Below are 22,524 nucleotides of genomic sequence, written 5' to 3'. Positions count from 1 at the left end.
GGGTGTGCGGAACTGACCGGGGGTGCGCGGCACGGTGGTGCCGGGCACCCCCGGGAGCGGGGGGAAGAGGGCCTGCGGGTCAGCGGGCCGCGGTCAGCAGCTCTTCCATGTGCGGGAAGCGGGACGCGATCGGATCGCCGGTGAAGGCCTCGTCCCAGTCGGTCTCGGCGACGTAGATGTGCAGGGCGGCGAAGTCGGGCGTTGCGCCCATGTCGAACCAGTGCCGCACGCCCTTAGGGGTGCACACCAGGTCGCCCGGCTCGGCGATCAGCACATGCACGGTGTCGTCGCCGGCCAGCCGCAGATAGAAGCCGCAGCGGCCCTGGGCGAAGAACCAGACCTCGTCCGAGCGGTGGGTGTGCTCGTTGAAGTAGCGGTCCCGGGACGCGCGGGCCTCGGTGGCCCACTGGGGGTCGGAGTCGTCCGGTGCCATCCGGACCACCTCGACGTGACCCAGGCCGGTCTCGGCCGAGAAGCGGTCGGCCTCGGCCCGGTACGAGGCGAGCACGTCCTCGTCGCCGAAGCCGGCCGGCAGGTCCTTGAGGGGCCACCGCTCGAACCGGGCGCCGTGCGCGCCGAGTTCGGCCGCGATGCGGTCGGGGTCCTGGGTGGTCAGCAGCGGCTTCGCCTCGCCCGTGGCCGGCAGAACCTGGAGCAGTGTCATGACAGTTGCCTTTCGGGGGTGCGGACGTACGGCGCGGGGCCCGGTCAGTGGCTGGGCTCGAAGTGCAGCTGGCTGAGGAAGCAGTCCCGCGGCTGGCCCACCGCGAAGGTGACGCACTCCGCGACGGACTGGGCGGTCAGGGTGTCCTTGGCGGTGCGCGAGGCGCCCTCCCACTCGGGCGACAGCGGGTCGACGTTGTCGAAGTCCGGCGGGAACAGGGAGATCACGCGGATGCCCTCCGCGCGCAGCCGCTTGGACAGGATGCCGGTGAACGCGGCCTGGCCGCCCTTGGCCGCGTAGAACGCCTCGTGGCCCGCGCAGCCGGTGTAGTTCGGCGTCGCCGCAGCCGAGACCAGGGTGACGATGTCGGGCCGCTGGGAGGCGCGCAGCAGCGGCAGGAAGTGCTTGACCATCAGGACGGTGCCGCCGGCGGACGCGGTGGTGGCAAGGATGTCGATGTCGTCCGCGGTGGTGAGGTCCTCGCTCTCCAGCCAGTTGGCGCCGTTGTTGAGGAGCACGTCGACGGCACCGGCCCGTTCCCGCACGCCCTCGGCGAAGGCGCGTACGGACTCGGGGTCGGTGATGTCGCAGGCGAACGCGTGCACCCGGTCGTGGCCGAGGTCGCGGATCTCCTGCTCGGTGCGGCGCGCGCCGTCCAGGCTGCGCGCGGAGAGGAACACCTCGGCGCCCTGCCGGGCGAGGACGATGGCCAGGGTGCGCCCGAAGTCCCGGGCGGCTCCGGTGATGACGACGCGGAGGTTCTCCATTGCAGGGGGTGCCTTTCGGATCGCGAGCGGACGTCCGCTCGTGCGGAGGGTGGGCTTCGCGGGGCGGCGGCCCCGGATCGGCCGCGGGTGGCCTTCGCGGGGCGGTCGGCGCCCGGGTCAGCTGCGGTGTGGTGAGGTGTCGGTGGCGGGCGCCGGCGCCCGGGGTGGTTCGCGGTCCGCTCCGGCGGCCTGCCGGACCCCGGAGAGGCTGCCCCAGAGGATGAAGCCGGTCAGCAGCAGCACCCCGATCAGGGTGTGCACGGACTGGTCGATGCGCGGGTCGAAGAACTGGATGGCGAACGTCAGGATCAGATTGCTGCCGAACAGCAGGGACACCGTCATCGGCTCGGTACGGGTGATGCCCACCTGGAGCAGCAGCAGGGTGCCGGCCACGCCCAGGCCGAGCACCAGGAACAGCGTGACGTTGACGGCGGAGTAGGGGGCGGCGCTGCCCCGGACGAGGAAGAGCACGAGGGTGGAGACGAGGAGCAGCGGGAAGCGGCAGGCCATCATCTGGCCCGGTTTCATGCCCGCCTCGCCCAGGCGCTTGGTGTAGAAGGTGTTGCCGGCCACCGCCGCCGCGGTGACCACGCTGGCCACCACGCCGAGCACGAATCCGCCGGCGGAGACGGACCCGGTGCCCGAGGAGCCGGTCAGGGTCATCGCGGCGAGGTAGCCCATGGAGGCCAGCACGCCCAGCGAGGAGAGGACCTCGGTACGCGAGGGACGGGCCTGCGGGCGCAGCCGGCCGCCGATCAGGATGGTCAGGACCGGCACCATGCCGACGATCAGCGAGTTGGTCACCGCCGGCTCGAACACGCGCAGCGCGTAGAGCACCGCCACCCAGCTCAGGGTCGTCGTCACGTTGTAGGCGAGGACGTCCGGCAGACAGCGGCGTACGGCCGCGAGCAGCGCCCGGTGGTCCCGGCACAGCGCCAGGTAGAGCACCTGGATGACGAAGAAGGCGTTGAACGCGTAGAACTCGGGGCTGATGTCCTGCACCAGCCGGCCCTCGACCACCGACTTGACCGAGTTGGCCACGCAGTAGCTGAGGACCAGCAGCGGTCCGACGAGCGTTCCGGCCCGCCGGGCCGGGTCAGGCGATGTCATAGAACCCTTCCCCGTCCAGGTAGCGCACCGTCGCGTAGTCGCGCAGGACCACGTCCTGCACGGGGTGCGCGAGGTCGACCAGCATCGGCACGCTGAAGTCGTCGACGCTGCGCCGGATCGCCTCGCCCGCGTTCACGGAGATCTTCGCCTCGTGGAAGCTCTCCAGCGCCTTGACCTGCTCCAGCCGTGGGTAGCTGAGCAGGGTGCCGGAGCGGGGTGCGATCAGCGACATCGAGGAGACGTACTCACGGATGGCGTACGGCTCTCCGGCCCGGGCCCGGAAGCGCTCCGGTTCGGTGTAGGCGTCGGCCGTCCAGTCCAGCTGGCTCTCCCCCACCGCCTTGCGCACCAGGCGGGGCAGGTCGCCACCGCACAGCCGGGCGCCGGTCTCGATCAGACACGGGCCGTCGGGGGTCAGTTTCAGCTCGGTGTGGGCGGGGCCGTGCCGGATGCCGAGGGCGTCCAGGACGGAGAACGCGTACCGGGTCAGCTTCTCCTGCAGCGGGCCGTGCCGGTCCAGCAGCCAGGCGCCGTCGAGCAGGTCGCGTACGCCGTTGGCGTTGATGTGGCTGGTCCTCCAGATGTCGCAGACCTGGTGCACACCGTCGAGGCTGACCGTGTTGACGTAGTACTCGCCGCCGAACAGGTACTCCTGGGCGAGCACTTCGTCGTTGCGGATGGCCAGCGCGCTGTCGGTGCCGAGCACGGAACGGAAGGCGGCACGTATCTCGTCCGGGCCGTCGCAGAAGAACACCCCGTCGTTGCCCGCGCTCTTGACCGGTTTGAGCACCACCCGGGCGGGCCGGCCGTCGCCCGCGCGGGCCCGTATCTCACCCTCGTACCAGGCGAGCAGTTCGTCCTCGTCGGCGGTGAGGAGCTGCCGGGCCGCCCGCAGCCCGGCCGCGCGCACGGTCTCCCCCATGCGGTGTTTGTCCCGGCGGGCGGAGCTGAGCTGTGTGCCGTTGGTCAGCAGGCCGAGGGCCTCGCTCAGGGTGTCGGCCAGTTCCACGCCGCTCTCGATGCCGGCGATGAGCGCGACCGGCTCGTGCTCGGCGACACGGGCCGCGGTCTCCCCGGGATCGCCGCCGTGGACGACCTCCGCCTCGAAGTCGCCCGGTACGAAGGAGGGCGCGTACACCGCGGGCACGACGGGCGTGCTGCGGATGTGGACGCAGGAGAAGCCGCGTTCCCGGAACAGGGGGGCGAGCCGGCGCCCGGAGGAGTAGGCGTCGACGATGGCGACCCTGCGGCGTGCTGACATCTGGGTTACTCCCGTCGATTACGTGTGGGGTGGAGGGACCGGAGGCCGTCAGGGGGTGACGGAGAAGACGCCCGCGCGATTGCGTCGCTGGCAGAACTCGACGTCGGCGAGCAGCACTTCCTCGTCCCGGTGCCTCAACAGGATGGCGCCCGCGCCGCCTTCGCCGGTGGTTACGGTGATGGTCTCGCCCGGAGTTGGCAGGAATATGTCACCCGCGTAGGAGGGCAACGCCCGTATCTCGTCGAGTCCTTCGAAACGGACCAGCCGGCCGCCCACGCGGGCGACGAAGGCGTAGTCGGCGACGAATCCGGGTGCCTGCGGGCGGTCGGCGAGGGTCTGCGGGCCGCCCGCAAGTGCGGCCGCCTGGTCGGGCAGGCCGAGCAGGGAGCACAGGTGCGGCAGCGGGTGGCCGGCCGCCCGGGCGGCGAACTTGACCACCTTCACGGTCCCGTCCGCGTCCGTGACCGCCTCGAACGTGACGGGGCCTTCCGTCAGGCCGGCGCTGTTGATCACGGGCGCGAGCCGACGGGCCAGCTCGCGCTCGCGCGCCGAGCCGGGTGCCAGGTTCACCACACTGGTCAGCAGCGAGCGGGGGCCCTCCTCCAGCGAGAAGCAGCGCCATACGTCGGTGAGGCGCAGCGTGCCGTCGAGGACGACCCCGTTGACGAAGCACGGGGTCCCCGGCACATGGTCGTGTGCGACGATCCGTCCGCCCCGCTCCCACAGCCTGCGTATCTCGGGCTCCGGAAGCGCGGCACCGGGCCGGACCAGCACGGCGGAGCCGGTGTCGTCGGAGATCTCCGGCCGCAGGACGACCGTCCGGTCCCGGCGGGCCGCGAGGTGCGCTGCGAGTTCCGCCGGGCCGGACAGTACGTGCAGGTCGAAGGCGAGGTCCGGGTCGGCGGCCGCGATGGCTTCGTGCTGGCGGATCTTGCTGGACCAGGGGCCCGCCACAGCGGCTTTCGGCACGGTCGTCTCCTTCGGTTCGGTGTGCGGATCGCTTCACGGGGTGGCGCATCGGGCCGTTCGGCGGCTACGGACCGGTTTCACCGGCCGCGCCCACCCGGCGGTGGCCGTATGTCGGCACGGCACCGCGCCCCTTGGGGGCGCTCACGCCCAAGGCGACGGAACAGTCAGGGAAGCCCCGTTCGGCTCCTTGGGTACGTCGTTGAGCAGGTAGTCGGCAGCCACCCTCGCCCACTCCTGCGGGCCCGGGTACTCGGTGTGTTCGTCCGGCAGACAGGTGGCGAGCATGTCGGTGTCCACGCCGCCGCCCGGGTCCACGGCGACGGCGGTGACGCCCGGCAGCAGTTCCTCGGCCTCCTGGGCGATGGCCTTGGTGAAGCCCTCGACGGCGAACTTGCTCGCGGTGTAGGCGGCCAGCCTGCCGCGCGGGTTGCGGCCCCAGCCCGAGGAGACGGCGACGAAGGTGCCGCCGGCCGCGATGCGGGGCAGGAAGGCGCGGGCCAGGGTGTAGACGCCGACGACGTTGACGTCGACGGTGGTGCGGAAGTCCGCCGGGCTGGTCTCCCACACCGGGGTCTGCGGGCTGATGTACCCGGCGTTGGCGACGACCAGCGCGGGCGCGCCGAGTTGCCGTACGGTCTGCTCGGCCCAGGTCTGGACGGCGTCGGCGTCGGTGACGTCGGCCACGGTGATCAGGTGGCCCGCGCCGAGGTCGGCGCGGAGCAGGTCCAGGGCCGCGCGGTCGCGACCGCAGCCGGCGACGGGGTGGCCCAGTTCGGCGAAGCGGCGGGCCAGGGCGGCGCCCAGGCCCCGGCTCACGCCGGAGACGACGACGGGCGTGCTGGTGTTGAGGGAACCCATGGTGTTCTTTCAGACGGTCTGTTCGAAGTGGAACGCCTTGATGAAGCAGTCCCGTGGCTGGTCGATCGCGAACATGACGCACTCCACGAGGGAGTGGGCGGTGAGCTTGTCGCCGGCCCCGCGGGGCGTCGTGTCCCAGTCGGGGCCGAGCGGGTCCGGGTTGCTGAAGTCGGGCGGGTACAGCGAGATGACCCGCACGCCGTGCGGGCGCAGCTGGGGCGAGAGCAGATCGGCGAGGCCGGCCTGTCCGTGCTTGGCCGCGTAGAACGCGGCGTGGGCCTGGGTGCGGTGGTTCCCGGTGAGCCCGGCCGACGAGATCAGGTTGACCACGTCGGGCCGTTCGGACTTCAGGAGCAGCGGCAGCAGGTGCTTGGTGACGAGGACGGTGCCGGTCACGGTCGAGGCGACCGTGGCGGCGATGTCCTCGTCCTCGGCGGAGGCGAGGTCCTCGCCGGGCAGCCAGCGGGCACCGTTGTTGACCAGCACGTCGACGTGGTCGGTCAGCGTGGCGATCTCGTCGGTGCAGGAGCGCACCGACGCCGGGTCCGCCAGGTCGCAGCGCAAGGCGTGGACCTGGCCGTGCCCGAGGCCGCGGATCTCGTCGGCGACCCGCTCGGCCGCCGTCAGGTCCCGTGCGCAGAGCAGGACTTCGTCTCCCCGGCGGGCGAAGAAGAGGGCGAGCGTTCTGCCGAAGTCCCGGGCGGCTCCGGTGATGACCACGCGCCGGGCGCCGTGCTCCCGGCCGGTCCGGTTGCCGTTCTCAAGTGTCACTGTGGGGTTTCCGTGTTCGCAGTCGGGTCAGGACGTACGGGGCGGGCTCTGCCGCCCCCGCAGGGGGCCGGAGGTCAGCGCCCCGCACGACCCTCGTACGCCACTGTGCCGGTCAGCAAGCCGCTGGGGTCCAATCCGGCCGCCACCAGCGCATTTTGCCCGTCCGCGCCGTCGAGCACCTGGGCCGGCGGGAAGAATCCGTGCCCGGTGACGAGCACGAAGCCCATGCCGACTGCCTGGGCGGCGAGCAGGTCCTGGCGCGAGTCGCCGAGCAGGACCGCCTCGCCGGGCGCTGCGCCCTCGGCGCTGAGCGCCGCGGCCAGGCGCCGCGCCTTGGGTTCCTCGCCGCCGAGCACGGCCCGGAACTCGCCCACCAGCCCGTGCCCGTCCAGGACCCGTTCCGCCTCGGCGGTCAGGGTGCCGGTGGCCACGTACAGCGGCAGTCCGCGCGCGGACAGGGCGCGCACCAGCCGGTCGGCGTCGGGGCACAGCGGTGCCTTGGGGTAGCGCTCGGCGAGCAGTTCGGCGTAGCCACCCGCACAGCGCTCGTAGAACGTCTCGAATCTCTCCCCCGTGGCCTGTTCTCCGCCCAGATGGTCCTGGTGGAAGGCGAGGAAGTGCTCGCGGCGGGAGCGGCCGAAGGTCCGGCGGAACTCGTGGACGTAGGGGTCCACGAGTTCCGGACCGAACTCCGCCAGCGCCTCGCGCATGCACTCCACCTTCAGCTCGTTGGAGTCCACGAGCACACCGTCGAGGTCGAACACGACGAGGCGGTGAGTGGCCAGCGCCTGCTCGAGGCGCGTGCCGGCGTGGTCAGACAGCGGCATGGCGGAGTGCGTCCTCCAGCGACGCCGGGGCGAACGACGTCTTGCGGTTGCGGGCGAGGAAGTCCAGGGCGCGCAGTTTGACCTCCACGTCCCGCTCCAGGCTCTCCTCCAGGCGCTGGACGTAGGTCGGGTGGATCCGGCGCATGCCCGCGATGGCGTACAGGGCGCTGGCGCCCCAGCGGTACTTCGTCATCAGCGGTTCGAAGCGACGGGCCACCAGGTCCAGCATCGGCTGCAGCGCCTGCTGGTCGGTGCCGAGCGCGGCCAGGAGCTGTTCGGTCCTGGTGTTGCCCGCGCCCCGGCCCATGCCGAGGACGGTGGCGTCCAGCCAGGTGGCGCCCGCCTGGGCCGCGGCGAGGGTGTTGTGCAGCGCGAAGCCCTGGTTGTCATGGCCGTGCAGACCCACGGGGGCGGTCTGGCCGACCTTGAACTGGTCGACCAGTTCGGCGATCCGGGGCGCGTGCAGGGAGCCCAGGGAGTCGGCGACGTAGACCGACTCCAGCGGGCCCATGCCGGCCACCAGGCGGACCAGTTCGGCGACTTCGGCGGGGGTCGCGAGGTCGACCTGCATGAGGTTCAGGCAGACCCCGAAGCCGGCCCCGCGCAGCGATTCGACGGCGTCGGTGACGCCGGCCGTCCTGCTGTGGTGGACGGCCACCCGCACCAGGTCGACGGGCAGCGGGCCGTCGGCCAGCAGCCGGCGCAGCCGCGGGCCGGCCTCGGCCGCCGGGACCTCGGCCAGTGCGGTGGCGTCCAGCATGACGGCGAAGCGCAGGCCGTGGCCGTCGGGCAGGGCGTCGCGCAGGGCGGGGGTGCCCCCCGAGGGGTAGCGGCCGTAGGCGCCCCGGTCGCTCGGGGTGAACTGGGTGTAGCCCAGCTCGACCACGTCCACGCCGGTGGCCGCGCAGGCCTTGAGGTACTCCTCTACGAGGGCGTCCTCGAACTCCCAGTTGGTGTAGTAACCGCCGTCCCGCAGTGTGCAGTCCAGGACGGTGACGTCCGTGCGGGCCACGGCGCTCACTTGTCCTCCAGGTCCGGCAGCGTGTTGGTGAAGTCGACGTGGTGGATGCGGCGCATCGGCGCCCAGTTGAGGCGGCCGTCGTTGCCCGGGTGGCGGACCAGGAGGCTGCCGCCGCCGTCGTGCATCATGTCGTCCCACTCCTGGACCCGGGGGTGCAGGTCGTTGGCGCGCAGGAAGTCGCGCACCGGCTCGAAGTGGTCCTCGGCCTCGACGTACATGAAGAGCGTGAGCGGGTCGATGTGGAAGATCTGCAGCTTGCGGACGCCGATCGTCTCCAGGGCGCCGCCCGGTCCGACGATCTCGGGCCACACCTCCTTGTGCAGCGCGATGTACTTCTCCGCAGCGGCCTCGTCCCGAAGGCGGATGGTGAAGGCGTGGTTCTTCATGGGGCGAGCTCCTCGGCAAGGGTGAGCAGGTGCTGGTACGTGCGGTTGACCTCGGTCCAGGACTCGTCGTCGAGGACGTGGCGGCTCGGACCACGGACATGGGTGGTCTTGATCAGGCCGCGTTCTTTCAGGAAGCGCTTGGCGATCGACAGGTAGTAGTCGGTGCTGTTCATCATGTGGCACATGAGGTACGACAGCGGGTGGGCGAGCCGTTCGGCCTTCTCCCGCTCGCCGGCCTCCAGGAGCCGCCACAGGGTCACCACGATCTCGGCGATCTCGGTGGCGGGGATCGTGCCGGCCAGGCCCCGGCTGTGACAGTCGAGGAGCATCATGCCGCCGTCGCCCTCGAAGATGCGGGCCCGGCCGCCGGTGGCGTCGCGCAGCTCGCTGACCTTGGGCGGGGACGGCTGGGCCTCGGGCTTGAACAGCACCCGGTCGGGGCCGTACTTCTCCAGCATCCGGGCCTGGGCGCCGATGGTCAGCGGCTGCTTGGCCAGGCTCTTGGCGTGGTGGATGATCACGGGGATCCGGACCGACTCCACGACCCGCGTGAAGTACTCGACCATCCCGCGCTCGTCCAGCGGGATCGTGGCCGGGTGCATGACGAGCAGGGCGTCCACGCCGACGGACTCGGCGTGCCGGGAGTACTCGACGGCCGCCTCGGGCGTCTCGGCGCCCGTGCTCATCACGGACACCCCGCGCCCGGCGGCGCCCTTCGCGCACAGCTCGGCGACGCGCAGCCGCTCGGTGTGCGTGAGGCGCAGCACCTCGGAGACCTGGCCGACCACGAACCCGTCGCAGCCGACGTCGAACATGTGCTCCGTCTGGGCGAGGAAGTCGTCCTCGTCGAGGGCGCCGTCCTCGGTGAACGGCATGATGACGACCGGCAGAACCCCCTTGATCTCCCTGGTTCCGTCGGGCCGTTGCTGACTCATCGGTTCTCTCCGTTCCTGTCGCGCCGCCCCTGCGGCGTCGTCCGGGTGGTCATGCCAGACCGGTCAGGCGGGCGATCTCGACGGCGGCCCAGGGCGCCATCTTGAATCCGCCCCCGTTGAACCCGGTGGCCAGCAGCAGCGCGGGCTCGTCCGGGTGCGCCGTGACACGGGCCCGGCCGTCCGGGGCCCAGCACTCCGCGGCACGCAGCCCGCCGAGGTGACGGCTGCCGGGGAACCATCCCCAGCGTCGGGCGGCGGCCGTGGCGGCCAGCTGGGACTGGGCCGCGTCCACCGGCTCCCGGCCGGGCGGCGAGGGCAGCCGGGCCCCCGTCGGATGTCCTACGTACACCCCGCCGGAGTCCGGGTCGGGCCTGCCGTTGACGTCGAACTCGTCGTCGGTGTAGGCGGGTTGGCCGGCCACGGGCGCGTCGGGCCGGTACAGCTCGACCTGGACGGCCTGCGCCCACAGGTCGTGCTGCAGTCCCCAACTGGTCAGCAGGTGCGGGGTGGTGGCGCCGGTGGCCAGGACCACCCGGTCGGCCCGGACCGCTCCGGAGGTGGTGCGCACCCCGGCGATCCGGCCGTCGGCAGCGCGCAGCGGGCTGTGCACGGCGACGCCTTCGAGGACCGTGCCGCCCCGGCGCTGCCCGGCGCGCAGGAAACCGCGGGTCACCTCGGCCGGGTCCAGCCAGCCGGACTCCGGCTCCCACACCGCTCCACCGCCGGGCGCGCCTGCCAGCAGGTGACCGAAGCGCTTGGCCACCTCCTCGGCCTCCAGCCAGCTCACGGGCAGCTCGCCGCCGAGCCGGACGGCCTCCGCGCGGGAAGGGTCCACGCGCTCGGGGGCCGGCAGGTACAGGAACCCGCTGGTGTGGAAGGCGGCCGGTTCACCGGTGTGCCCGGTGAAGTCCCGGAAGTAGCGCCAGCCGGCCGCCGCCCGGTCGGACAGGGCCGGGTCGTCGTGGTAGCAGCGCACGATGCCGCCGCTCCAGGCCGTCGTACCGAGCCCGGCGCGGTCCCGCTCGACCAGGGTGACGCGGGCGCCGCGGGCGGCCAGTTCGTGGAAGACGGCCGTACCGATCACACCCGCGCCGACCACGACCACGTCGGCCCGGTGGACGGGGTCAGTCATGCGCCGCGCCTTCCAGGGCGAGCGAGGCGTCGTCGCGGTACTTCGCCGCGTCCCGGTGCTCCAGCACCGAGCGGAGGATCTCGCCGGAGCGGACCGCGACCATCGACAGCAGCGAGGAGGTGATGCCGTGCGTGTGCTCGGTGCCGCCCTGGACGTAGATCCCGGCGTCCCCGAGGCCCTCGACGCTCAGCCGGTAGTCGCGGCCGACCCGCAGCCGTCCGTCGGTGTCCCGGGAGACGTACGGGGCCAGGGGGCCGAGCAGCGGCACCGGGTCCTGTTCGTCGTAGCCGGTGGCGAAGACGGCCGCGTCGGCGGTGACCGTCTCCTCGGCGCCGGTGGCCTGTGAGCGGATCCGCAGGGTGACGCCGGTGCCCTCGTCGCGCACGTCGGTGACCTCGCTGACGCCGCGGATGTGCAGCCGGGCGTGGCCGCGCACCTTCTCCTGGTACGCGCGCCGGTACAGCTCCTCGATCAGATCGAGGTCCACCACCGCGTAGTTCGTGTTGCGGTGGTACGCCATCAGCCGGTCCTTGGCGGCCTGGTCGGCGTCGTAGTAGACGTCGACGGCCTCGGGGTCGAAGACCCGGTTGGCGTACGGGCTGTCGTCGGCCGGGCTGTAGCCGTAGCGGGCGAAGACCGCCTCGACCTCGGCCTGCGGATAGGTGCGGTGCAGGTACTCGGCCGCCTCCGCGGCGCTCTGCCCGGCGCCGACCACCACGAACCGGCGGGCCTGCGCGCTGCGCCCGGCGAGCCGGTTCAGCAGCTCGCTGCTGTGCCAGACGTTGGCGCCGGCCTTCACCCCGTCGGGCATCCGGGGCTGCAGCCCGCAGGCGACGACCACGTTGCGCGCCCGGTGCACGGTGCTGCCGCCGGGGCCCTGGACGACCACTTCCAGCAGGTCGCCGACCGCACGGACCTCGGTCGCCTCGCTGGAGTAGGAGACCAGGTGGTCGACCCCGGCCGCGGCCCACTCGAGGTAGTCGTGGAACTCCTCACGCGTGGGGTAGAGGATCTTGTGGTTGATGAAGTCCACCAGCCTGCCGCGTGCGTGCAGATAGGGGACGAACCCGAAACGGCTGGTCGGGTTGCGCAGGGTGGCCAGATCCTTCAGGAACGACACCTGCATCGTGGCGCCGTCGATGAGCATCCCCCGGTGCCAGCCGAAGGCCGGCTGGCGCTCCAGGAAGAGTGCGGTGACCGCCTGGTCGCGTGGCGCGCTGTCGTCGTGTTCCTCAAGGGCGATGGCCAGGGCCAGGTTGGCCGGCCCGAAACCGATTCCCACGACATCGTAAACCGGCGAGAAATTGTCGCGCGGATTCCCCATCAAGACATTTCCCTTCCCGTCGGGCCGTTGTTTCGATATGCCATTGCCCGAGGCGAGTTCGAAGCTATCCCGGATTTCGGCCGAGCAGCCGCCGGGCAGCGGAGCGTGGCAGCGGGCTGCCACTCGACACGCGTCACACCCTGCCAACTTGCCCGACATCACAGGTTATTTCGGTCTATGCCGCTGGCACCTTCCTGCAGGGTCGGCCGGATCGCTCTGGCTCGGCACCCGGGCGGCCACGCACAGTTGAGAGGGGCAGGAAATGGCATGTGAATTACCCTGGCCCACCGGCCGAGCGACCCTTTTCGGGATATGGATAGCGCATGATCACCAAGTTTCGGATACATGAAGGCGCCGCCGAGAGCGAGTTCGGCATGGCGTGCCAGCGGATCATTCCCTGGCAGACCCGGGAGGGCCAGGAGGGGCAGCAGAGCCAGGAGGAACCGCCGATCGGCGGTATGGCCTGCTTCCTGCCGGCCGGCGCCTCCTCGGACCCCGACTGCCACGACCAGGACGAGGTCATGGTGATCCTCTCCGGCTCCGGCAGCCTCGACCTCGCCGGTGAGAAGGCCGAGTTCACCGTCGGCGACGTGCTCGTCCTGGCCCGCAACAAGGAGCACGTCGTGCACAACCCGACCGCGCAGACCCTGACCTGGCTCTCGGTCTACTGGCCGCTGCACGAGCCCCGGCAAAACGAGGGCACGGAGGTGAGCGCGTGAACGCTCCGGTCTGGATCACCGCCACCCCGCCCACGCCCAACGGCGACCTGCACGTCGGCCATGTCGCCGGGCCCTACGTCGCCGGTGACGTGCTGCGCCGCTTCCTCCTGGCCGACGGCGTCGACGTCCGCTACACCACCGGCCTCGACGACCACCAGAGCTACGTCCCGGTGCGCGGCCTCAAGGACGGCGGGCGCACCGGCGACGAGGTCGCCGACGGCTACGGCGAGTCCATCGTCCGGGTCTGGCGGCAGGCCGAGGTCGGCTTCGACCGGGTGGTTCACCCGCGCAAGGAGGACGGCTACCGCGCCCACGTCCAGGACTTCCTCGAGCGGCTGTACGACGCCGGGCACGTCGTCGCCCGCACCCGCCCGCTGCCGTACTGCACCCCGTGCGAGCGCTGGCTGTACGAGGCGTACCTGACGGGCAAGTGCCCGCACTGCGGCTCCTCCTCCAACGGCAACGCCTGCGAGCCGTGCGGCCGGCCCAACGACTGCGCCGACCTCGCCGACCCGCACTGCACGGTGTGCGGCACCCCGGCCGAGGTCCGTGACGCCGCCCGGCTGTACTTCCCGCTGGCACCGTTCGCCGACCGGCTGAAGGCGTTCTGGGCCGAGGTCGACATGCCGCCGCATCTGCGGGTCCTGTGCGACCGGATGCTGGCCGACGGGCTGCCGGAGATCGCCGTGAGCCACCCCGGCGACTGGGGTGTGCCGGTGACCGTGCCCGGGTTCGAGGACCAGCGGGCCTATGTGTGGTTCGAGATGGCCCCGGGCTATCTGTGGGAGCTGCCCGAGGCGCAGCGCACGCAGGAGAACTGGCCGGCGCCCGTGCAGTTCTTCGGCTTCGACAACGGCTACTTCCACGCGGTACTGTTCCCCGCCCTGTACGCCGCCCTGCACCCCCGGGCCGCACTGGCCCGGGCCTTCGTGGTCAACGAGTTCTACCAGCTGGAGGGGCTGAAGTTCTCCACCAGCCGGCGGCACGCCATCTGGGCCCACGAGGCGCTCGCCGAGGCGGGCTCCGACGTCCTGCGCCACCATGTGCTCGCCGACCGGCCGAACGGCCGCCAGACCAGCTTCACCCGGGCCGACCTCGAGCGCACCCGGGCCCTGCTGACCACCCGGTGGAACGGTTGGCTGGAGCGGCTGTTCGCGGCCGTCGCCCGCGACAGCGACGGCCGGGTCCCCGAGGAGCGGCCCACGGGCCCCGCCTGGCAGCGGCTGCACGCCCGCCTGGAGCGCATCGTGGCCGAGCTGCGCGAGGCGTACGGCGTCGAGGGCTTCGACACGCGCCACGCCGTCGCCCTGCTGGACGAGGTCGTCGCGAGCGCCGACGACTTCGGTTTCGTCCACGCGCACGAACGCGACCGCTCGCTCCGCGCCCACCGGGCCGCCCTGACCGCCCAGCTCACCGTCGCCGGCGCCCTGTCGGCGTGGGCCGCTCCCGTCATGCCGGCCGGCGCGGCCCGGCTCGCCGCGCTGCTGGGCGAGGAAGCGGACCGCGCGGTGAACGCCGCCGCGCTGACCCCGCCCCCGGCGGGCCGGCCGCTGACCGTGCCCGACCGCCCGGTCTTCGGTGACTGAGGTCATGGCGCGACAGGACCCCCGGGCGGTGCGTGTCGCCGTCGTCGGCCCCTTCAGCGGGCCACGGGCGGCCTGGGGCGAACTGCTGACCCGGGCCGCCGCCGGCCACACCGATCCGGGTTTCGCCTGGGAGTTCCACGACGACCGGGGCGACGCCGAGGAGGCCGAGCGGGTCGCCCGCGCCCTGACGGCGGACCCCGGGGCCGGCGTGCGCGCCGTCGTCGGCCACTTCAACAGCCTGGGCGCGGCACGGGCGTTGCCCTGGTACCGGCAGGCCGGACTCCCGTTGCTCCTGCCCCTGGCCACCGACCCGGACCTGCTCGCCCGGGGCGGCGGCGGGGCGCTGCGCTGGTGCCCGCACGACGCGGGCCAGCCGGGGGCGATACGGCGGGCCGCGCAGGACCTGGGCATCGCCGTGCCGGCCGTGGTGGACGACGGCAGCGCCTACGGCCGCCGTCTGGCGGAGCGGTTCGGTGCCGGCTCCGGAAAGGCGCCGCCGGCACCCGACGACCCCCTCGTCGTCTGCGGCACCCACCACGGCGCCGCGGCCACCGCGCACCGCCTGCGCGCCGAGGGCCGGCAGGGCCCGCTGTTCTTCACCGACGACTGCGCCGTGCCCGAATTCGCGGACCTGCTCGGCGAACTGGCCGATGCCGCCCGGGTCGTACGACTGCGCGGCGGTCCGCAGCGGCAGGTCGACGCGGCCTTCGCGGCACTCGTAGGAGCCCTGCGCACGGACCCGGCCGCCACCGGTGACCGGCTCCTGACCGCCGTACGCGCCGCCGCGGATCTCTCCTTCGACGCCGACGGCGATCCCGTCGACGCGGACGACGCCGCCGGCTGGGAGGTCGTACCGGTCACCCGGCTCACGGCCCCGGCCGCTGCGGCGGTCACCGGATACGACGTGGTGGTCGTCGGCGCCGGCGTGGTGGGCGCCGCCACCGCGGCCGAACTGGCCGCGACGGGCCTGTCCGTGGCGGTCGCCGACCCCGGCCCGCGGGCCGCGTCGGCCACCCGGTTCTCCGGGGGCCTGGTCCGGGCGTACGAGCCGGAGCCCGTCGTACGCGCCCTGGCCGTGCGCAGCCACCAGCTGCTGTGGGGCACCGCGGCCCCGCCGCGGTCGGCCGGCCTGCGCCGCACCGGCTCGGTGGTGCTGCTCGGCCCGGACGACGTCGCCGAGGCCGAACGCGGGGTCGGCGAGCTGACCGCGGCCGGGATCAAGGCGGATCTGCTCACCCCCGGCGAACTGACCGGGCGGTGGCCCGACTTGACGGCGAGCGGCGTCGCGGCGGCCGTCTGGGAACCGGGCGGCGGCTACGCCGACCCGGCCGGTACCGCCGCCCTGTATCTCGCCCGGGCCGTGCGGCACGGGGCCGTACTGCTGCCGCCGGGGTCCGTGCCGGCCCTGGAGCCGCACCGGCGCGGGGTGCGGGTGAGCACCCCGGCGGGCTCGGTGACCGCACGGTGTGCGGTGGTGGCCGCGGGCAGCGGCACCGCCGCCCTGCTCGGCGACCGGCTGCCGCCCCGCCCGGGCGGCCCGGCCCCGCGCACCAAACGCATCCGGTACGCCTTCTTCCGCGGCCCCGGCCGGCCGCTGCCCGCGGTCAGCGATCTGACCTCGGGCATCTGGGGCCGCCCGCAGCTCGACGGGCCGTACGCCGGCGGCCATCTGACCGGCAGGCCGGTCGACGAGTGGGACGTACCGGCCGAGGGCGGTGACACCCTCACCGACGAGCAGGTCGCCCACATTCGTGCCGGGGTCGGGCACCGCTGGCCGTGGATCGCCCAAGTCGCCTTCCAGGGCGGCCGGTTCGGCACCGACCTGTACCATCCGGACGGGCCGTTCGTGGGTCTTCTTCCCGGCGAGCCCCCGGTCGTGGTGGCCGCGTGCTGGTCCGGAGCCGGTTTCAAGACGGCGCCGGGCGCCGCCGAAGAGGCGGCCGGCGCCGTGCGGTGCCTGCTGCAGTGGCAGGGCGCCACGCCGTGACCGCTCCGCCCCCGGCACACACCGAAGGTGACACCTTGAGCACTGCCCCCCGCCAGCCCCTCGCAGACCGGCTCCCGGTCACGGACCGCACGCGGCTGCGCCGCATGAAGGAGAAGGGCCGTACCGACCGCGCGGACCTGGACGCCGTCCTCGCCTCCGGGTTCGTCTGCCACCTCGGCGTCGTCGTCGACGGCACCCCCGTGGTCGTACCCACGGTGTACGGCGCCACCGCGGACACCCTGTACGTCCACGGCTCCGTCGCCGCGCGCAGCCTGACCTCGGCGCCCGAGCAGGCCGTCTGCGTGACCGTCACGCATGTGGACGGGATCGTGCTGGCCCGCTCGCTGTTCGAGCACAGCATCAACTACCGCAGCGCCATGATCTACGGCGTCCCGCGCCGGGTCACCGACCCGGAGGAGACCCTGGCCGGACTGCGCCTGATCGCCGAGCAGGCCCAGCCCGGCCAGTGGGACTACGCCCGCCGCCCCAGCCGCAAGGAACTGGCCGCGACGACGCTGCTGGCCCTGAGCCTTCAGGAGGCGTCGGTCAAGGTCCGCACCGGACCGCCGGACGACGGCGACAGCCCCGACGCCGCACTCGGCCTGTGGGCGGGCGTCGTCCCCGTGAGCCTGGTGCGGGGCACCCCGGTGCCCGACCCAGCGCTCGCACCGGACATCCCGCTGCCGCGCCACCTCGGCTGAGACCCCGCCCGGGGTCCGAGACGTAGTACGACGACACACAGAAAGGCGAAACGCCATGTGCGGTCTGACCGGTTGGGTCTCCTACGGACGAGACCTGACGAGGGAGCGGGAGCAGGAAGCGGTCGCCGCCATGACCGCGACCATGGCCTGCCGCGGCCCCGACGACTCCGGCGTGTGGACCCGGCCGCACGTGGCGCTCGGCCACCGCCGGCTCGCCGTCATCGACATCGAGGGCGGCCGCCAGCCGATGTCCTACGACACCGGCGGCGGCGAGGTCGCCCTCGCCTACACCGGCGAGATCTACAACTTCGTCGAGCTGCGCGACGAACTGCGCCGCCGCGGCCACACCTTCCGCACCCGCAGCGACACCGAGGTCGTGCTGCACGCCTACCTGGAGTGGGGCGAGGCGTTCGCCGAGCGGCTGAACGGCATGTACGCCTTCGTCGTCTGGGACGGCCGCACCGAGCGGCTGCTGCTCGTCCGCGACCGCCTGGGCGTCAAGCCGCTGTACTACTACCCGACCGAGGACGGGGTGCTCTTCGGCTCCGAGCCCAAGGCCGTTCTCGCCAACCCCGAGGCGGAGAAGGCCGTCGACCTCGACGGGCTGCGGGAGGCGTTCTCCTGGATCCGCACCCCCGGACACGCCGTGTGGCGCGGCATGCGGGAGGTCCGGCCCGGCACCCTGGTCACGGTCGACCGCGGCGGCGAACGCACCCACACCTACTGGAAGCTGGAGGCCACCGAGCACACCGACGACACGGCCGCCTCCGTCGCCCGGGTGCGCGAGCTGCTCACCGACATCGTGCGCCGCCAGCTGGTCACCGACGTGCCGCGCTGCACCCTGCTCTCCGGCGGCCTGGACTCCAGCGCCATCACCGCCTTCGCCCAGCGGGAACTGGGCGACCGTGAGCAGATCCGCAGCTTCTCCGTCGACTTCGCCCGGCACGAGGAGAACTTCGCCGCCGACCCGTTCCGCGCCGACGCCGACGCCCCGTTCGCCATCGAGACCGCCGCGCACTGCGGCACCGCGCACGAGAACCTGGTGTTCGAGGCCCAGAGCATGGCCGATCCTGCGGTACGGCGCGCGGTGGTGGCCGCGAAGGACCTGCCGGCCGGGTTCGGCGATGCCGACAACTCCCTCTATCTGCTCTTCAAGGCCATCCGGGAACGCTCCACCGTCGCCCTGTCCGGGGAGTCCGCCGACGAGGTGTTCGGCGGCTACAAGTGGCTGCACCAGCCCGAGGCCCAGCAGGCCGACACCTTCCCCTGGGTCGACCACACGCATGTGACCAGCCCGCACACCGGCACCGGGATCTACGACAAGGGCCTGCTGGCCGACCTCGATCTGCCCGGCTACATCCGCGGGCGGTACGCGGAGGCGGTCGCACAGGCCCCCAGGCTGGCCGGCGAGGACGCGTTCGAGGCACGGATGCGGCTCGTGTGCTACCTGCACCTGACGCGGTACCTGCGCATCCTGCTCGACCGCAAGGACCGGCTCAGCATGGCCGTCGGCCTGGAGGTCCGGGTGCCGTTCTGCGACCACCGGCTGGTCGAGTACGTCTTCAACACGCCGTGGTCGATGAAGACGTACGACGGCCGTGAGAAGAGTCTGCTGCGGGCGGCCTCCGCCGATCTGCTGCCGCGGTCGGTCGTGGAGCGCCGCAAGGCGCCCTACCCGTCCACCCGCGACCCGTTCTACACGGCCGCGCTCCAGCAGCACGCCAAGGAGCTGCTCGCCGACCGCGGGCACGCCGTGCACGCGCTCACCGACCAGGAATGGCTGCAGCAGACGGTGTCCCTGGCCGCCGCCGACGTCGACGGCGCGGCCCGCACCGGTCTGGAGCGCTGGCTCGACCTGGCGACCTGGCTGGAGATCCACAACCCCCGGCTGGTGCTCACGCACTGACACACCGATGCCCCGCCCTCCGTACGACACGGAGGGCGGGGCATCGGCCTTGCTGGGGTCGGTCGTCAGTCCTCGGACGCCGCGGGCTTCTCGGCGACCGCGGGCTTCTCGGCGACCGCGGGCTTCTCGGCGACCGCCGGCTTCTCCGCCGTGGCCGGCTCCTCGGGAGCCTCGGCCTCTTCGTCCGCCTGTTCGGAGGACTCCGACGCCTCCGGCTCCTCGGAAGCCGCGGACTCGTCGGAGGCCGCAGCCTCCTCGGAAGCACCCGCCTCCTCGGTGCCTGCGTCCGCGGAAGCCGTGGCCTCCTCGGTGCCCACCTCGCCCTCGGCCACCGCCGTGGCCAGGGCCTCCGAGGTCTGGGCCGACTCGGCGAGCACCTCGTCGGCGACCAGCTCGGCGGCCTCCTTCGCGGCCGACAGCAGGACGGTGTCCTGGGGTGCCTGGTCCTCGAAGTTCTCCGGGTGGTGACAGGCGACCTGCTGGCCGGGCCGCAGCTCCACGAGCGCGGGCTCGGTCGTCCTGCAGATCTCCGTGGCCTTCCAGCACCGGGTGTGGAACCGGCAGCCGCTCGGCGGCGAGATCGGCGAGGGCACGTCGCCCTTGAGCAGGATGCGCTCGCTCTTGGCGTTCTTCCGCTTGGGGTCCGGGATCGGCACCGCGGACATGAGCGCCTTGGTGTACGGGTGCATCGGCGTCTTGTACAGCAGGTCCCGGTCGGCGAGTTCGACGATCTTGCCGAGGTACATGACCGCGATCCGGTCCGAGACGTGCCGGACCACCGAGAGGTCGTGCGCGATGATCACGTACGTCAGGCCCAGTTCCTCCTGGAGATCGTCCATGAGGTTGACGACCTGGGCCTGGATCGACACGTCCAGCGCGGAGACCGGCTCGTCGGCGACGACCAGCTTGGGCTTCAGGGCGAGCGCGCGGGCGATGCCGATGCGCTGGCGCTGACCGCCGGAGAACTCGTGCGGATAGCGGTTGTAGTGCTCGGGGTTGAGGCCGACCACCGACAGCAGCCGCTGCACCTCCTTCTTGATCCCGCCCTCCGGCTCGACACCCTGGAGCCGGAAGGGGGCTCCGATGATGGTGCCGATGGTGTGGCGCGGGTTCAGCGAGGAGTACGGGTCCTGGAAGATCATCTGCACATCGCGGCGCATCGGGCGCATGCCCGTGACGCCGAGGTGCGTGATGTCCTTGCCCTCGAACTCGACCTTTCCGCCGGTCGGTTCGAGCAGCCGGGTGATCAGCCGGCCCATGGTGGACTTGCCGCAGCCCGACTCGCCCACCACGCCGAGCGTCTCGCCCGAGCGGACCTCGAAGTCGAGGCCGTCGACGGCGTGCACGGCCCCGACCTGCCGCTGGAGCAGACCCTTCTTGATCGGGAAGTGCTTCTGCAGGCCGGTGACCTTCAGCAGCACCTCGCCGTCGGCGACGCGGCCGTTCTCTTCGCTCTGCCGGGGAATCGACCCTGCCTTCTCGGCTGTTTCGTCACTCACAGTTTCGGCGCAATCTCTTCGGTCCAGATCCGCTCCCGCTGCTCCTTGGTCAGGTGGCAGGCGGCCCAGTGCCGACTGCCGATCTCGGCCAGTTCGGGGCGGACCGTGCGGGTGACGTTGTCCTTGGGCAGGTCGGCGTACGGGCAGCGCGGGTTGAAGGCGCAGCCGGACGGGACGTTGATCAGGGACGGCGGGGAACCCTTGACCGGGATCAGCCGCTCCTGCTGCTCGCGGTCCAGGCGCGGCATCGAGCCGAGCAGACCCCAGGTGTAGGGGTGGCGGGGCTCGTAGAACACCTTGTCGGCGGGACCGCGCTCGACGCAGCGGCCGCCGTACATCACCAGGATGTCGTCGGCGAGTTCGGCGACGACGCCCAGGTCGTGGGTGATGACGATGACCGCGGAGCCGAACTCCTTCTGCAGGTCGCGGATCAGGTCCAGGATCTGCGCCTGGACGGTGACGTCGAGCGCGGTGGTCGGCTCGTCCGCGATCAGCAGTTCGGGGTTGTTCACCAGCGACATGGCGATCATGGCGCGCTGGCGCATACCGCCGGAGAACTCGTGCGGGTAGTTGTCCACCCGCTTGTCGGGCTGCGGGATGCCCACCCGGTCGAGCATCTCGACCGCGCGCTTCTTCGCGGTCTTCTTGTCGACGTCGTGGTGGATCCGGTACGCCTCCACGATCTGCTGGCCGATCGTGTAGTACGGGTGCAGCGCGGACAGCGGATCCTGGAAGATCATCGCCATCTGGCGGCCGCGCAGCCGGCGCACGTCGTCGGGGTTGGCGGACAGCAGCTCGGTGCCGTCCAGCCAGATCTCGCCGGAGATCTGAGCCTTGCGCTTGCCGTACTGGCCGGCGGTGTGCAGGCCCATGATGCCGAGCGAGGTCACCGACTTGCCGGAGCCCGACTCGCCCACGATGCCGAGGGTCTTGCCCTTCTCCAGCTGGAAGCTGAGCCCGTCGACGGACTTCACCAGGCCGTCGTCGGTCGGGAAGTGCACCTTCAGGTCGCGCACTTCGAGGAAGGAGGACGGCGTGGGCGAGGAACCGGTGGGTTCACCGACGGCCGCCCCGCTCTTGCTGAGGTCGGTCATGAGAGCCTCACCCGGGGGTCGATCACGGCGTAGAGGACGTCCACCAGCAGGTTCGCGACGAGCACGGCCAGCGACGTGATCAGGACGACGCCGAGGATGACCGGCAGGTCCTGGTTGCGGATCGCGTTCAGCACCGCCTGGCCGAGGCCGGGGAGGCTGAACGTGGTCTCGGTGAGGATCGCGCCGCCGATCAGGGCGCCGAGGTCCATGCCGAGCATCGTCAGGATCGGGGTCATCGTCGAGCGCATGGCGTGCTTGCCGATGACGACCGGCTCCTTCAGGCCCTTGGCACGCGCGGTGCGGATGTAGTCCTCGCCGAGGACCTCCAGCATGGTGGCCCGGGTGATCCGGGCGTACATCGCGGCGTACAGGAAGGCGAGGGTGATCCAGGGCAGGATCATGCCGCCGAGCCAGCCGCTGAAGCTGTCGCTGATCGAGACGTACTCGCCGTTGAACAACTTCAGTCCGAAGACGAAGATCGCCGAGGCGAGCAGACCGGTGAAGTAGATGGGCAGGGAGACACCGGCGAGGGCGATGACCATGGCGCCGCGGTCCCACAGGGTGCCCCGCTTGAGCGCGGAGAGGACACCCGCCGCGACACCGAAGACGAGCCACAGCACGGCGGCACCGAGCGCGAGTTCCAGGGTCACCGGAAAGCGGCTGGTCAGGACGGGCCAGACGGCCTGCTCGCTGCGGAACGAGTAGCCGAAGCACGGCGCCGAGCAGTGGGTGACATCGCCGCCGGCCGCGTAGGTACGGCCCACGAAGATGCCCTTGAAGAAGTGCCAGACCTGCGCGTAGATCGGGTCGCTCAGACCCAGCTTCGTACGCACCGCCTCGACGGAGGCCGGGTCGGCCTGCTTGCCCACGAAGCTCAGGGCCGGGTCGACGCCTGCCCACTTCGGGACGAGGAAGAAGATGCAGAAGACCACCACGACGGTGACCACCAGCATCACTGCGGCAGCGAACAGCCGCCTGATGAGGTAAGCGAGCACAGCGTACGGCCC

The 22,524-nt window shown here is 72.1% G+C and carries 21 protein-coding genes; 5 read left to right on the top strand and 16 right to left on the bottom strand.

The genetic code is table 11. The features are described 5' to 3' along the window. Positions 1–79: 79 nt before the first annotated feature. The 13 genes from GQF42_RS30080 to GQF42_RS30020 form a co-directional block, all read right to left on the bottom strand. Positions 80–664: a cupin gene (locus GQF42_RS30080; protein WP_158925042.1), complete on the bottom strand. Its 585-nt coding sequence runs from the start codon at positions 662–664 to the stop codon at positions 80–82. A gap of 44 nt (positions 665–708) precedes the next feature. Then, complete coding sequence (locus GQF42_RS30075; RefSeq protein ID WP_158925040.1) at positions 709–1,431, bottom strand: SDR family oxidoreductase; 723 nt, start codon at positions 1,429–1,431, stop codon at positions 709–711. Between the two features lie 117 nt (positions 1,432–1,548). Continuing rightward, positions 1,549–2,541, bottom strand: a complete 993-nt coding sequence (locus GQF42_RS30070; protein ID WP_158925038.1) for an EamA/RhaT family transporter — start codon at positions 2,539–2,541, stop codon at positions 1,549–1,551. Then, positions 2,528–3,802, bottom strand: a complete 1,275-nt coding sequence (locus GQF42_RS30065; RefSeq protein ID WP_158925036.1) for an ATP-grasp domain-containing protein — start codon at positions 3,800–3,802, stop codon at positions 2,528–2,530. Before GQF42_RS30065 ends, GQF42_RS30070 begins: the two co-directional genes overlap by 14 nt. Positions 3,803–3,850: 48 nt before the next feature. Further along, the gene (locus GQF42_RS30060; protein WP_158925034.1) at positions 3,851–4,771 is read right to left on the bottom strand and encodes a hypothetical protein; all 921 of its coding nucleotides are present in this window, start codon (positions 4,769–4,771) and stop codon (positions 3,851–3,853) included. A gap of 141 nt (positions 4,772–4,912) precedes the next feature. Continuing rightward, positions 4,913–5,629 (bottom strand): SDR family oxidoreductase, encoded by a 717-nt coding sequence (locus GQF42_RS30055; RefSeq protein WP_158925032.1) that lies wholly within the window; start codon positions 5,627–5,629, stop codon positions 4,913–4,915. A 9-nt stretch (positions 5,630–5,638) separates the two neighbouring features. Further along, entirely contained in the window at positions 5,639–6,400 is a 762-nt protein-coding gene (locus GQF42_RS30050) for an SDR family oxidoreductase (protein ID WP_158925030.1), read from the bottom strand. A gap of 74 nt (positions 6,401–6,474) precedes the next feature. Continuing rightward, positions 6,475–7,227, bottom strand: a complete 753-nt coding sequence (locus GQF42_RS30045) for an HAD family hydrolase (protein ID WP_158925028.1) — start codon at positions 7,225–7,227, stop codon at positions 6,475–6,477. Further along, a complete protein-coding gene (locus tag GQF42_RS30040; RefSeq protein ID WP_158925026.1) occupies positions 7,214–8,248 on the bottom strand; it encodes a beta/alpha barrel domain-containing protein in 1,035 nt (344 codons plus the stop codon). Before GQF42_RS30040 ends, GQF42_RS30045 begins: the two co-directional genes overlap by 14 nt. Next, on the bottom strand, positions 8,245–8,634 hold the full coding sequence (locus GQF42_RS30035; RefSeq protein ID WP_158925024.1) for an L-rhamnose mutarotase: 390 nt from the start codon (positions 8,632–8,634) through the stop codon (positions 8,245–8,247). Before GQF42_RS30035 ends, GQF42_RS30040 begins: the two co-directional genes overlap by 4 nt. Continuing rightward, a complete protein-coding gene (locus tag GQF42_RS30030; protein WP_158925022.1) occupies positions 8,631–9,569 on the bottom strand; it encodes a dihydrodipicolinate synthase family protein in 939 nt (312 codons plus the stop codon). Before GQF42_RS30030 ends, GQF42_RS30035 begins: the two co-directional genes overlap by 4 nt. Positions 9,570–9,618: 49 nt before the next feature. Next, positions 9,619–10,701: an NAD(P)/FAD-dependent oxidoreductase gene (locus GQF42_RS30025; protein ID WP_158925020.1), complete on the bottom strand. Its 1,083-nt coding sequence runs from the start codon at positions 10,699–10,701 to the stop codon at positions 9,619–9,621. Beyond that, positions 10,694–11,983: a lysine N(6)-hydroxylase/L-ornithine N(5)-oxygenase family protein gene (locus GQF42_RS30020; RefSeq protein ID WP_233273508.1), complete on the bottom strand. Its 1,290-nt coding sequence runs from the start codon at positions 11,981–11,983 to the stop codon at positions 10,694–10,696. The genes GQF42_RS30025 and GQF42_RS30020 overlap by 8 nt, the downstream gene beginning before the upstream one ends. 365 nt (positions 11,984–12,348) lie before the next feature. On the opposite strand from GQF42_RS30020, the gene GQF42_RS30015 reads away from it, so the two are divergent. The 5 genes from GQF42_RS30015 to asnB all read left to right on the top strand — a co-directional run bounded on the left by GQF42_RS30015 (position 12,349) and on the right by asnB (position 18,924). Next, positions 12,349–12,744, top strand: coding sequence for a cupin domain-containing protein (locus GQF42_RS30015; RefSeq protein ID WP_158925016.1), 396 nt, complete (start codon positions 12,349–12,351; stop codon positions 12,742–12,744). Beyond that, positions 12,741–14,330, top strand: coding sequence for a methionine--tRNA ligase (locus tag GQF42_RS30010; protein WP_158925014.1), 1,590 nt, complete (start codon positions 12,741–12,743; stop codon positions 14,328–14,330). The genes GQF42_RS30015 and GQF42_RS30010 overlap by 4 nt, the downstream gene beginning before the upstream one ends. A gap of 4 nt (positions 14,331–14,334) precedes the next feature. Beyond that, positions 14,335–16,317 carry an FAD-dependent oxidoreductase gene (locus GQF42_RS30005; protein ID WP_158925012.1) on the top strand — a complete coding sequence of 661 codons (1,983 nt, stop codon included), beginning with the start codon at positions 14,335–14,337 and terminating at the stop codon, positions 16,315–16,317. Positions 16,318–16,421: 104 nt separating this feature from the next. Then, positions 16,422–17,018 (top strand): pyridoxamine 5'-phosphate oxidase family protein, encoded by a 597-nt coding sequence (locus tag GQF42_RS30000; RefSeq protein WP_158930759.1) that lies wholly within the window; start codon positions 16,422–16,424, stop codon positions 17,016–17,018. 55 nt (positions 17,019–17,073) lie between these two features. Then, positions 17,074–18,924, top strand: a complete 1,851-nt coding sequence (gene asnB, locus GQF42_RS29995) for an asparagine synthase (glutamine-hydrolyzing) (RefSeq protein ID WP_158925010.1) — start codon at positions 17,074–17,076, stop codon at positions 18,922–18,924. Positions 18,925–18,989: 65 nt separating this feature from the next. Here asnB and GQF42_RS29990 read toward each other — a convergent pair whose 3' ends face one another. The 3 genes from GQF42_RS29990 to GQF42_RS29980 are packed head-to-tail and all read right to left on the bottom strand — an operon-like array spanning position 18,990 to position 22,512. Continuing rightward, a complete protein-coding gene (locus GQF42_RS29990) occupies positions 18,990–20,390 on the bottom strand; it encodes an ABC transporter ATP-binding protein (protein ID WP_158930757.1) in 1,401 nt (466 codons plus the stop codon). A 29-nt stretch (positions 20,391–20,419) separates the two neighbouring features. Beyond that, entirely contained in the window at positions 20,420–21,517 is a 1,098-nt protein-coding gene (locus GQF42_RS29985; RefSeq protein ID WP_158925008.1) for an ABC transporter ATP-binding protein, read from the bottom strand. Further along, positions 21,514–22,512: an ABC transporter permease gene (locus tag GQF42_RS29980; RefSeq protein WP_158925006.1), complete on the bottom strand. Its 999-nt coding sequence runs from the start codon at positions 22,510–22,512 to the stop codon at positions 21,514–21,516. The genes GQF42_RS29985 and GQF42_RS29980 overlap by 4 nt, the downstream gene beginning before the upstream one ends. Between the last annotated feature and the right edge of the window lie 12 nt (positions 22,513–22,524).

Source organism: Streptomyces broussonetiae, from assembly GCF_009796285.1.
GTDB lineage: Bacteria > Actinomycetota > Actinomycetes > Streptomycetales > Streptomycetaceae > Streptomyces > Streptomyces broussonetiae.
The sequence above is the reverse complement of the archived record's forward strand: the minus strand, read 5'-3'. Positions and strand labels throughout refer to the sequence as shown.

What these genes read in the sequence shown, in the direction of transcription:
- GQF42_RS30080 (WP_158925042.1), bottom strand. Translation starts at nt 664, where the DNA reads ATGACACTGCTCCAGGTTCTGCCGGCCACGGGCGAGGCGAAGCCGCTG.
- GQF42_RS30075 (WP_158925040.1), bottom strand. Translation starts at nt 1,431, where the DNA reads ATGGAGAACCTCCGCGTCGTCATCACCGGAGCCGCCCGGGACTTCGGG.
- GQF42_RS30070 (WP_158925038.1), bottom strand. Translation starts at nt 2,541, where the DNA reads ATGACATCGCCTGACCCGGCCCGGCGGGCCGGAACGCTCGTCGGACCG.
- GQF42_RS30065 (WP_158925036.1), bottom strand. Translation starts at nt 3,802, where the DNA reads ATGTCAGCACGCCGCAGGGTCGCCATCGTCGACGCCTACTCCTCCGGG.
- GQF42_RS30055 (WP_158925032.1), bottom strand. Translation starts at nt 5,629, where the DNA reads ATGGGTTCCCTCAACACCAGCACGCCCGTCGTCGTCTCCGGCGTGAGC.
- GQF42_RS30045 (WP_158925028.1), bottom strand. Translation starts at nt 7,227, where the DNA reads ATGCCGCTGTCTGACCACGCCGGCACGCGCCTCGAGCAGGCGCTGGCC.
- GQF42_RS30035 (WP_158925024.1), bottom strand. Translation starts at nt 8,634, where the DNA reads ATGAAGAACCACGCCTTCACCATCCGCCTTCGGGACGAGGCCGCTGCG.
- GQF42_RS30030 (WP_158925022.1), bottom strand. Translation starts at nt 9,569, where the DNA reads ATGAGTCAGCAACGGCCCGACGGAACCAGGGAGATCAAGGGGGTTCTG.
- GQF42_RS30025 (WP_158925020.1), bottom strand. Translation starts at nt 10,701, where the DNA reads ATGACTGACCCCGTCCACCGGGCCGACGTGGTCGTGGTCGGCGCGGGT.
- GQF42_RS30015 (WP_158925016.1), top strand. Translation starts at nt 12,349, where the DNA reads ATGATCACCAAGTTTCGGATACATGAAGGCGCCGCCGAGAGCGAGTTC.
- GQF42_RS30005 (WP_158925012.1), top strand. Translation starts at nt 14,335, where the DNA reads ATGGCGCGACAGGACCCCCGGGCGGTGCGTGTCGCCGTCGTCGGCCCC.
- GQF42_RS30000 (WP_158930759.1), top strand. Translation starts at nt 16,422, where the DNA reads ATGAAGGAGAAGGGCCGTACCGACCGCGCGGACCTGGACGCCGTCCTC.
- asnB (WP_158925010.1), top strand. Translation starts at nt 17,074, where the DNA reads ATGTGCGGTCTGACCGGTTGGGTCTCCTACGGACGAGACCTGACGAGG.
- GQF42_RS29985 (WP_158925008.1), bottom strand. Translation starts at nt 21,517, where the DNA reads ATGACCGACCTCAGCAAGAGCGGGGCGGCCGTCGGTGAACCCACCGGT.